General features: G+C 38.4%; 9 protein-coding genes. 8 read left to right on the forward strand and 1 reads right to left on the reverse strand.

Annotation, left to right across the window (positions count from 1 at the left end):
• The first annotated feature begins 453 nt into the window (after positions 1–453).
• The 3 genes from BFM98_RS23215 to BFM98_RS00210 all read left to right on the forward strand — a co-directional run bounded on the left by BFM98_RS23215 (position 454) and on the right by BFM98_RS00210 (position 3,204).
• Positions 454–633, forward strand: a complete 180-nt coding sequence (locus BFM98_RS23215) for a hypothetical protein (protein WP_083225182.1) — start codon at positions 454–456, stop codon at positions 631–633.
• A gap of 278 nt (positions 634–911) precedes the next feature.
• A complete protein-coding gene (locus BFM98_RS00205) occupies positions 912–2,483 on the forward strand; it encodes a flagellar assembly protein A (protein WP_048392301.1) in 1,572 nt (523 codons plus the stop codon).
• Positions 2,476–3,204, forward strand: coding sequence for a glycerophosphodiester phosphodiesterase (locus BFM98_RS00210; protein WP_054549168.1), 729 nt, complete (start codon positions 2,476–2,478; stop codon positions 3,202–3,204). The genes BFM98_RS00205 and BFM98_RS00210 overlap by 8 nt, the downstream gene beginning before the upstream one ends.
• A gap of 47 nt (positions 3,205–3,251) precedes the next feature.
• Here BFM98_RS00210 and BFM98_RS00215 read toward each other — a convergent pair whose 3' ends face one another.
• Complete coding sequence (locus BFM98_RS00215) at positions 3,252–3,488, reverse strand: DUF2627 domain-containing protein (RefSeq protein ID WP_004231186.1); 237 nt, start codon at positions 3,486–3,488, stop codon at positions 3,252–3,254.
• A gap of 387 nt (positions 3,489–3,875) precedes the next feature.
• On the opposite strand from BFM98_RS00215, the gene BFM98_RS00220 reads away from it, so the two are divergent.
• The 5 genes from BFM98_RS00220 to BFM98_RS00240 all read left to right on the forward strand — a co-directional run bounded on the left by BFM98_RS00220 (position 3,876) and on the right by BFM98_RS00240 (position 10,171).
• Positions 3,876–4,970: a Leu/Phe/Val dehydrogenase gene (locus tag BFM98_RS00220; RefSeq protein ID WP_048392303.1), complete on the forward strand. Its 1,095-nt coding sequence runs from the start codon at positions 3,876–3,878 to the stop codon at positions 4,968–4,970.
• Between the two features lie 178 nt (positions 4,971–5,148).
• Complete coding sequence (lpdA, locus tag BFM98_RS00225) at positions 5,149–6,576, forward strand: dihydrolipoyl dehydrogenase (RefSeq protein ID WP_054549169.1); 1,428 nt, start codon at positions 5,149–5,151, stop codon at positions 6,574–6,576.
• An 86-nt stretch (positions 6,577–6,662) separates the two neighbouring features.
• Positions 6,663–7,679, forward strand: coding sequence for a thiamine pyrophosphate-dependent dehydrogenase E1 component subunit alpha (locus BFM98_RS00230; RefSeq protein WP_066036216.1), 1,017 nt, complete (start codon positions 6,663–6,665; stop codon positions 7,677–7,679).
• Positions 7,679–8,662: an alpha-ketoacid dehydrogenase subunit beta gene (locus BFM98_RS00235; RefSeq protein WP_016993882.1), complete on the forward strand. Its 984-nt coding sequence runs from the start codon at positions 7,679–7,681 to the stop codon at positions 8,660–8,662. Before BFM98_RS00230 ends, BFM98_RS00235 begins: the two co-directional genes overlap by 1 nt.
• A gap of 174 nt (positions 8,663–8,836) precedes the next feature.
• On the forward strand, positions 8,837–10,171 hold the full coding sequence (locus tag BFM98_RS00240) for a dihydrolipoamide acetyltransferase family protein (RefSeq protein ID WP_066036217.1): 1,335 nt from the start codon (positions 8,837–8,839) through the stop codon (positions 10,169–10,171).
• Positions 10,172–10,225 lie beyond the last annotated feature (54 nt).

The following is a 10,225-nucleotide window of genomic DNA, read 5'->3' on the forward strand; positions in this document are numbered from 1 at the left end:
AAAACTGCGAAGGCTACCGGTAGAATATACGGTAAACTTACGTGGTATAACTGTTTTAGACATTAAATTACCGTTTTTACTCTCAACAAATAGCGAATTCATCGCCATGATCGCTGACAAAATTCGTATTGATATGATGGCTAGCTAGTACCGATATATAAATCATTAACATATACAGCAATTATACTTCGCATAGAACAGCGCCTTTTTAAATCTATAGTTTAAGGGGGCGCTTTTTTTGTTACTTGAACAAATAATGTGGAAATTTCTGTGGCTGACCTTTAACATTGAAATCGTTAAAAGAACGTCAAATCAGCTAAAAATACGCGATATATACATGTATAGTGGATTTAACGTCATATTCTAAAGATGAAGAGTAAAATCATTTGAGACCTTTCTACAAACTTATAGTAGGTGATTACAATAAAAAGTATAAATTTTCAATTAGAGGGAATGAATTCGCTCGAAATCACACAGATAACAGAAGAGCTATTTGAGGTGCGTTTAGCATTCGATGGTAAAATAAGTATGCAATATATGAATCGACAGCAATTGATACTACTAGGTTCTACTTTCCGAATTGAAAGGAATATCAATACATTGTTAGTTAAAAAGACCTATTTAGACCTATAGTTTAGTGGGAAGCACCCGTGGATACCTGTACTTGGAAGATGATATATTCAAAATAGCCTGATGGAATTACTTTGAATTTATCGGTAATTTTAATAAAAAAACTCAAAAACAAACAATTTATTAGTACTAAATATCTATAATCTTTTAGGGTAAATAAAATATTGTCTTATATTTTAATGATTAAGTGGTACTATTTTCTTTCTCGGTAGTGACAATGGTCTCTAAACAAATGTAAGTGGATTGTATATACTTACATATAGAGGGAAGGAGGAGGTAGCTTGATTCTAGTTCGAAATGAAAACTTCGAAATTTCTGAGGAAAATGGCAAGGTATTTATGCTTACTTTTAGCGCAGGTTTCCCATTAAAAGAATTTGATAGTATCCTACGTAGTCATCCACGACTGAAATTATCTAATTTTTCAATTTTAAAAAATGTGTTATCAACCCAGAATACCAATCCTGTTGAAATTGGACGCTGGCTTCCGAACATTGAAGCAGAAGTGGCACGTGATAAGATGTCAGCCTCTGTTTTTATATATGAAACGCATGATTATATTCAAAATAATAAAGAAAAATTAACACAACAAATCCGAGAAACACTCAATGAAAATGGAATTATACATGGCATATTAGATTTTGATATATTGAAGGCTGAACCAGGAAAAGCATTCTTAATTGCTCAAGGTGAGCAACCAATAGCAGGAATAGATGCACAAATTACATACTTACCTAAACCCGAGAGAAAGCCAGTCATTCGTGAAGACGGTAAAGCGGATTACTATGATATGAATTTTATTTCGGAAATTTCAGAAGGCTCTTGGCTAGGTGAAAAAATTCCTGCTACATTAGGTAAACCAGGGAAAAATGTGCTAGGTCAAGAAGTTGCTGCTGTACCTGGACGAGATTATCCTATTAAATATGATACAAAATCTGCCTATGAAGTGGAAGAAGACGGAAAAATCGTCATTCGCTCGAAAATTGCTGGCGTTTTAGATGATGTCAAAGGCATGATTGGTGTAAACAGGCACCTTCCTATAAATGGTGATGTAGGAGTAGAAACAGGTAACCTTGAATTTAATGGTTCACTTAGTATTAAAGGTACAGTAACAAATGGCTATACAGTTATTGCGACTGGCGATATTTCCATTGAAGGGGCTGAGGGTGTAAGCGGTGCCAAGCTTATTAAATCCATTGAGGGTGATGTATATATTCGTGGGGGCATCTTTGGTCTTGGTTCAACAGTGGTAGAAGCAGGTGGCAATATATTTGTTAAACATGTAAATGAAGCAAATTTATTTGCAGCTAATAGTATTCATATTGGTTTTTACGCACTAGGTTCACAACTTTCTGCTCATTCAATATATGTGGATGAACGAAAAGGTAAAATTATTGGGGGACGTGCAGTAGCTAAAAATACGATTGTTACGGCCATTTCAGGAAACCGATTAGAGCGTCGAACAGATTTAATAATAGAAAGTATTAATAAGCAGGAAAATAACACCGTGATGCAGGAAAAAGCAGCACAGCTAAAACAATTGCAAACAGAGATTTCAGCACACGAGAATAGCATGAAAAATTTATTACCTTTTCTCAATCAAATGTCCAAAGAACAATCAGCGTCATTTGAGGTAACAAAACAAGCCTTAACTAAATTAAAGGCTGAAGCGATTACATTAGATCGTGAAATAAAACTATTAATGGATGAAATGCGTCATGTAGGGAAAGAAGAGATTATTGTGACAAAAGAGGCGCACCCTGGAACTTATATTCAAATTGGTAGAAAATCATCTTTATTAAGCAAAATGACGAATGGTAAATTCCTACTAGAATTTGGTGAGTTAAATGTCTAAGGCAGCTTTTATCCCTGTTTTTGCACATCGAGGTGCTTCTGCTTATGCATTAGAGAATACCTTTCAAGCTTTTGAAAAGGCATTAGAGCTAGGTGCTGATGGGATTGAACTAGATATTCAATTCTCAAAAGATGGATTACCTGTAGTGTATCATGATCCACAATTATCGAGGTTAGTAGGCACCAATAAATTGGTGAGCGATTGTACGATGGAGGAGCTTCTGCGCTTTAAACTTGGCAAGCCTTGGAGACGTCTATTTTCGTCCTATAAAATGCCAGCGTTTGAGGCAGTTTTAGCATGGGCAAATATACAGCAGATGCCGTTGAATATTGAATTAAAATCAACGATATTGGACAATAAGAGTGGGCTAATTCATTTTCTTGGAGGCTTGGCTCTGCCAAAAGGTAGTCATTTTTCATCCTTTCACTATGAGCTTTTAGAGATCGTAAAAAAGCATAGACCTGAATTTGAAACGGCCCTTATTGCTACGAAAAAAATAAAATGGGATCTTCTAGCTGATTATAAAGCGGCTGATAGTGTGCATATGCATAAAAGGTACTACAAACCAAGATATTTGGAGGCCTGTGTTACAAGTGAAAAAGCATGTCGTTTTTATGCTATTGATGGCACGGAACCATTTTTAACTAATCCGCACCCTTCTGTTATTGGTTGGATTACGGATTATCCTGATAAAGTTATCACATCTCAGCAGCGGATATAAAAAGAGCTATCCAGTAAGTCTTGCATGACTTATTTGGATAGCTTTTTTTATTTTTTTTGGAAGCGTGGTGCTACTTTTCCGTTTTTTCGATCGCGATGCAGTAAAAATCCAGCGAAAAAACCAAAGCCTATGACGAAGAAAATGACACCAACTACAAATTGCAGCCATAAAAATGGGAATGGTGAAATAAGCTTACCAAATAATGTATCACGCATAAATTTAATGCCACCTGCAGCCATAAGACCTGGAATAAGCATTACAATAAATGCAGCTAAACGGGCCATGTATACCCCTCCTTATTCCTATGATTAATTTTACCTGTGGATGGGGGAATGTCAAGGAAGGGTATAAACCAATATAATATTTTTAGCTAAAAACGTGACAGGACAGAAAGTAGCAATTGTAACTGAATGTTTAGAAAATTCTTACTTAAATAAGAATATGTAATAATAGTTGCGAAATTGTGAATTTGTCAGTATTGTAAAAATAAGTGGAGCAATATTATCCATTACTAAACAATTTCTTCTTTAAGTATTAGGGTCTAAACACCTACTACCGAATAGGAGCTCAGAATTTGCTGAGTGAGGACGCTATGAAGATTAGATTGTTAGATAAAACTTGATTGGATGGGCATTTGGGGATGCACTTTCCAAAGCAAAGGGGCGAGTTTCATGGAAATCTTCAAGTATATGGAAAAGTATGATTACGAACAATTGGTATTTTGCCAAGATGAAGCATCAGGGTTAAAAGCGGTTATCGCTATCCATGATACAACACTTGGACCAGCACTAGGTGGAGCACGTATGTGGACGTATGCGTCGGAAGAAAATGCAATTGAAGATGCATTACGTTTAGCACGAGGAATGACTTACAAAAATGCTGCAGCTGGTTTAAACCTTGGCGGTGGAAAAACGGTCATTATTGGTGACCCATTTAAAGATAAAAACGAAGAGATGTTCCGTGCGTTAGGTCGTTTCATTCAAGGATTAAATGGCCGCTATATTACAGCTGAAGATGTAGGTACAACGGTATCAGATATGGATTTAATCCATGAAGAAACAAATTATGTAACAGGAATTTCTCCTGCATTCGGTTCTTCAGGTAACCCATCTCCAGTAACAGCTTATGGTGTTTACCGTGGTATGAAGGCAGCTGCAAAAGAAGCATTCGGTTCAGACTCACTAGAAGGATTAAAAGTTTCTGTACAGGGTCTAGGAAATGTAGCCTACAAGCTTTGCGAGTATTTACATAATGAAGGGGCAAAACTTGTTGTAACAGATATCAATCAGGCAGCTATTGATCGAGTTGTTAATGACTTCGACGCGATTGCAGTGGCACCAGATGAAATCTATGCGCAAGAAGTAGATATCTTCTCACCTTGTGCATTAGGGGCAATTTTAAATGATGAAACAATTCCGCAATTAAAAGCGAAAGTGATTGCTGGATCTGCAAATAACCAATTAAAAGATTCACGTCATGGTGACTACCTACATGAATTAGGTATCGTCTATGCACCAGATTATGTAATCAATGCTGGTGGCGTTATTAATGTTGCGGATGAATTATATGGCTATAATCGTGAACGTGCAATGAAACGCGTTGATGGCATTTATGATAGTATTGAAAAAATCTTTGCTATTTCAAAACGAGATGGCATTCCAACATATGTGGCAGCGAACCGCTTAGCTGAGGAACGTATCGCTCGCGTAGCAAAATCGCGCAGCCAATTTTTAAAAAATGAAAAAAATATTTTACACGGTCGCTAATTTAGACAGTTGATACATGAAGAGAAGTCGCATTGTCGACTTCTTCTATTTTCAACAAAGAAATTAGGGCTTTAATGAAGTAAAGCTAAAGTTTTTCTAAAGCACTGACTGTTAAAAAAATCACTTGGTTATTGTTTAATAGAATCCTTTAGCACTTTTCTCAATAGGGGGAATAAACATGGCTCAAAATTATGATGTTGTCATTTTAGGTGGAGGTACAGGTGGATATGTTGCAGCCATCCGAGCTGCTCAGCTAGGCTTAAAAACAGCCATTGTAGAGCGTGAGCGTTTAGGAGGTACATGCTTGCATAAAGGCTGTATTCCAAGTAAAGCGTTACTCCGAAGTGCCGAAGTATATCGTATGGCTAATAAAACAGCTAGCGAATATGGTGTCGATATTGAAGGTGTAACATTACAATTTGACAAAGTTCAAGCTAGGAAACAAGCAATCGTTGAGCAATTAAGCCAGGGTGTGAATACACTGATGAAAAAAGGCAAAATAGATGTTTATCATGGTACAGGGCGAATTTTGGGTCCATCTATTTTCTCACCTATGCCTGGTACAATATCTGTAGAAATGTCCAATGGCGATGAAAATGAAATGCTTGTGCCTACGAATGTTGTCATTGCAACGGGCTCAAAGCCTCGTGGTATGGCAGGGTTAACGATAGATGGGCAATATGTGCTGAATTCAGACCACGCATTACAGTTAGAAAGTTTACCAAAGTCACTCCTAATCGTTGGTGGTGGTGTTATTGGAATTGAGTGGGCATCTATGCTATGCGATTTTGGTGTATATGTAACAGTAGTAGAATATGGTCCATCCATTTTACCAGCTGAAGATGCGGACATCGTTAAAGAAGTGACGAAACAACTTGAGAAACGAGGCGTTCGTATTGTTACGAATGCTCGCTTAGATACAAATACATTCAAAATTGAAAATGATAACGTTTTCATTTCTGCGCAAGTGAATGAAAAAGAAGAAGTTTTTGAGGCTGATAAACTATTACTTTGTGTAGGACGTGAGGCGAATACGCAAGGTATTGGTCTAGAAAATACAGAGATTGAAGTGGAAAATGGCTTTATTAAAGTGAATGGTTCCTATCAAACGAAAGAGTCTCATATGTATGCCATAGGAGATGTGATTGGTGGCTTACAATTAGCGCATGTTGCTTCTCATGAAGGGCTTTCAGCTATTGAGCATATAGCAACAGGGAAAACCGAGACATTGGATGCACTAAAAGTACCGAAATGTGTTTATTCCTATCCAGAGGTTGCTAGCATTGGATTAACAGAAAGTGCTGCTAAAGAACAAGGATTTTCATTAAAGATTGGTAAATTCCCGTTTAAGGCCATTGGTAAAGCATTGGTAAATGGAGAGACAGAAGGCTTTGTCAAAATTATTGCTGATGAAGAAACAGATGATATTTTGGGTATTCATATGGTAGGGCCTCATGTAACAGATTTAATTGGTGAAGCATCCTTAGCAAAAGTGTTAGATGCAACACCATGGGAAATTAGTCAGGCAATTCATCCACATCCATCCTTAAATGAGGTGTTAGTGGAATCTGCTCTAGCAGTGGATGATCGCGCTATCCATTTTTAATTTTCTGAATTTCATAACTAACATATCCAAATGTGGGGATATAGGATAAGATAGTTATTTCTCTATAATACGAAAGGGGTGTTCGTATGCAAGATGTTCAAATCAAACATGAAGATTTAGGTTTGTCAAATGAAGATGTACTTGCTATGTTCGAAACAATGTTAATGGCCAGAAGACTAGATGAGCGTATGTGGTTGTTAAACCGTTCTGGTAAAATTCCGTTTGTAATTTCCTGTCAAGGTCAAGAGGCGGCACAGGTTGGAGCAGCCTTTGCACTGGATAAAAGTAAGGATTATATTGCACCTTATTATCGTGATATGGGTGTTGTTTTACATTTTGGTATGACACCAAGAGAACTGATGCTATCTGCGTTTGCTAAAGCAGAAGATCCAAACTCTGGTGGTCGTCAAATGCCAGGCCACTTTGGTCAAAAGAAAAATCGTATTTTAACAGGTTCATCTCCTGTTACGACTCAAGTTCCACACGCAGTGGGCGTTGCACTTGCAGGACGTCTAAAAAATGAAGATTTTGTTTCTTTCGTTACGCTTGGTGAAGGTTCATCCAACCAAGGAGACTTCCATGAAGGAGCGAACTTTGCAGGTGTGCATAAGCTACCAGTCATTATTATGGTAGAAAACAATCAATATGCGATTTCTGTGCCAGTAGAGCGTCAATTAGGCTGTGCAAAAGTATCTGATCGTGGGATTGGCTATGGAATGCCAGGAGTGACCGTGGATGGGAAAAATCCTTTACAAGTGTACAAAGTGGTGAAAGAGGCTGCAGATCGTGCACGTAATGGGGAAGGTCCAAGCTTAATCGAAACAGTGACATATCGTTTAACAGCCCATTCTTCAGATGATGATGACCGTCAATACCGTACGGCTGAAGATATTGCAGAAGGCAAAGCAAAGGATCCAATAGTATTATTTGAAAAGTATTTAATGGATACTGGCGTGATGACTGAAGCGATACGTACTGAAATCGAAGAGCGTGTTATGGCAGAAGTAAATGAAGCAACTGATTATGCTGAAGCGGCTCCATATGCACAACCAGAGCATGCACTTAAATATGTTTATGCACCAGTGGACGGAGGTGACATGTAATGGCAGTAATGTCTTATATTGATGCGATTACATTAGCGATGAAAGAAGAGATGGAACGTGACGAACGAGTTTTCATTTTAGGAGAGGACGTTGGTCGTAAAGGTGGTGTATTCAAAGCCACTACTGGGCTATACGATCAATTTGGTGAATACCGCGTGCTTGATACACCGCTTGCAGAAAGTGCAATAGCTGGTGTGGGTATCGGTGCTGCGATGTACGGTATGCGTCCGATTGCTGAAATGCAATTTGCTGATTTTATTATGCCAGCTGTCAATCAAATCGTCTCAGAGGCAGCCAAAATTCGTTACCGTTCTAATAATGACTGGACTTGTCCAATGGTCATCCGCGCACCTTTTGGCGGAGGTATTCACGGGGCACTTTATCATTCACAATCCGTTGAAGCACTTTTTGCTGGTACACCTGGTTTGAAAATTGTCATTCCATCAACACCGTATGATGCAAAAGGTTTATTGAAAGCTGCTATTCGTGATGAAGATCCGGTATTATTTTTCGAACATAAACGTGCCTATCGTTTAATTAAAGGGGAAGTACCACTAGATGATTACACATTGCCAATTGGTAAAGCAGATGTAAAACGTGAAGGAGATGACGTGACAGTCATTACCTATGGTTTAGCAGTCCACTTTGCTTTACAAGCGGCAGAACGCCTAGCTGCGGATGGTATTTCCGCTCATATCCTTGACTTGCGTACAGTTTACCCTCTGGATAAAGAAGCGATTATAGAGGCTGCAAGTAAGACAGGTAAAGTATTGCTTGTCACAGAGGATAATAAAGAAGGTAGTATCATGAGTGAGGTTGCTGCAATTATTGCAGAACATTGTTTATTTGAGCTTGATGCACCAATTCAACGTCTAGCGGGACCTGATGTGCCAGCCATGCCATATGCACCAACGATGGAGAAATATTTTATGATTAATCCTGATAAAGTGGAACGTGCTATGCGAGAACTTGCTGCGTTCTAATAAATAGATCACAACAAGGCTGAATGAAAAAATAAAAGCCTCAGACGGAACAACAGATTTTGACTTTGCACATATGAAAGTCAAAATCTGTCTAAATGCCTGTCTACGTTTAATGTTTTTAGCGCTGCATCAGGTACAATGACGCCTAGGCTTAATTGATGGGAGGAATAAAGGATGTCGGTTCAAAATATTACAATGCCACAGCTCGGCGAAAGTGTAACAGAAGGTACAATTGAAAAATGGCTTGTAAAGCCTGGAGATACAGTTAAAAAGTATGATCCATTAGCAGAGGTTGTTACAGATAAAGTAAATGCTGAAATCCCGTCATCATTTGAAGGGGTTATCACGGAGCTTCTTGCGCAAGAAGGTCAGACATTACCAGTTGGAGCAGTCGTTTGCTCGATTGAAATAGCGGGAGAAGGTGAATTACCAGCACCACCACCTGAAAAAAAATCAACGGTAAGTACGGCTATTTTAAATGCAGGTGTTCAAAAGAAACAGGAGGCACCACAGCAGGTAGCAGCTCCAGTATCTGCACCAAAAGAGGCACGTACGGGTAAAGTACGTTATTCACCAGCTGTTCTTCGACTTGCACAGGAGCATGATATAGCTTTAGACCTTGTAACAGGTACTGGCGAGGGTGGTCGTATTACACGAAAAGACCTGTTAAAGCTAATTGAAACAGGTAATATCCCAACGGCAAATGATGTAGCACAAGCAGCTCCAACCGTTCAAACGACATCAGCACCTTCAGCACCACAGCAACAAGTGGAAAAAGCAGCTACACCTGTACAACCTATTCATCCAGGAGATATCGAAATTCCAGTGACGAAGATCCGTCGTGCCATTGCGAATAATATGGTGAAAAGTGTACATGAAGCGCCGCATGCTTGGATGATGATGGAAGTGGATGTAACAGATTTAGTGACTTATCGTGATAGCTTAAAGAATGAATTTAAGCAAAAAGAAGGCTTTAATCTTACATATTTCGCCTTCTTTGTAAAAGCGGTTGCTCAAGCTTTAAAGGAATTCCCAATGCTGAATTCGATGTGGGCGGAAGATAAAATCATTCAAAAACATGACATCAATATTTCGATTGCAGTAGCAACGGATGATGCATTATTTGTACCTGTTATAAAACACGCAGATGAAAAATCCATTAAAGGAATTGCGAAAGAAATCAATGAACTGGCTATCAAAGTTCGTACAGGAAAATTAGCAATGGATGACATTACTGGTGGTACATTTACAGTGAATAATACAGGTGCATTTGGCTCTGTTCAATCAATGGGCATCATCAATTACCCACAAGCAGCGATTCTACAAGTGGAAAGTATTGTAAAAAAACCTGTTGTTTTACCAGGTGGAATGTTTGCTGCACGTGATATTGTGAATTTATGTTTATCATTAGATCATCGTGTGCTTGATGGACTTGTCTGTGGTAAATTCCTAAATAGAGTAAAAGAAATACTCGAAAATACAAATAAATCTTCAACGTCAGTCTACTGATGACTCGTCGGAAACCTGCTGTATAAGGGTTTCCGATTTTTTTTATGCTTTTCG

The organism is Lysinibacillus sp. AR18-8, from assembly GCF_001705465.1.
GTDB classification, from domain to species: domain Bacteria; phylum Bacillota; class Bacilli; order Bacillales_A; family Planococcaceae; genus Lysinibacillus; species Lysinibacillus capsici.

What these genes read in the sequence shown, in the direction of transcription:
- BFM98_RS23215 (WP_083225182.1), top strand. Translation starts at nt 454, where the DNA reads ATGAATTCGCTCGAAATCACACAGATAACAGAAGAGCTATTTGAGGTG.
- BFM98_RS00210 (WP_054549168.1), top strand. Translation starts at nt 2,476, where the DNA reads ATGTCTAAGGCAGCTTTTATCCCTGTTTTTGCACATCGAGGTGCTTCT.
- BFM98_RS00215 (WP_004231186.1), bottom strand. Translation starts at nt 3,488, where the DNA reads ATGGCCCGTTTAGCTGCATTTATTGTAATGCTTATTCCAGGTCTTATG.
- BFM98_RS00220 (WP_048392303.1), top strand. Translation starts at nt 3,876, where the DNA reads ATGGAAATCTTCAAGTATATGGAAAAGTATGATTACGAACAATTGGTA.
- lpdA (WP_054549169.1), top strand. Translation starts at nt 5,149, where the DNA reads ATGGCTCAAAATTATGATGTTGTCATTTTAGGTGGAGGTACAGGTGGA.
- BFM98_RS00230 (WP_066036216.1), top strand. Translation starts at nt 6,663, where the DNA reads ATGCAAGATGTTCAAATCAAACATGAAGATTTAGGTTTGTCAAATGAA.
- BFM98_RS00235 (WP_016993882.1), top strand. Translation starts at nt 7,679, where the DNA reads ATGGCAGTAATGTCTTATATTGATGCGATTACATTAGCGATGAAAGAA.
- BFM98_RS00240 (WP_066036217.1), top strand. Translation starts at nt 8,837, where the DNA reads ATGTCGGTTCAAAATATTACAATGCCACAGCTCGGCGAAAGTGTAACA.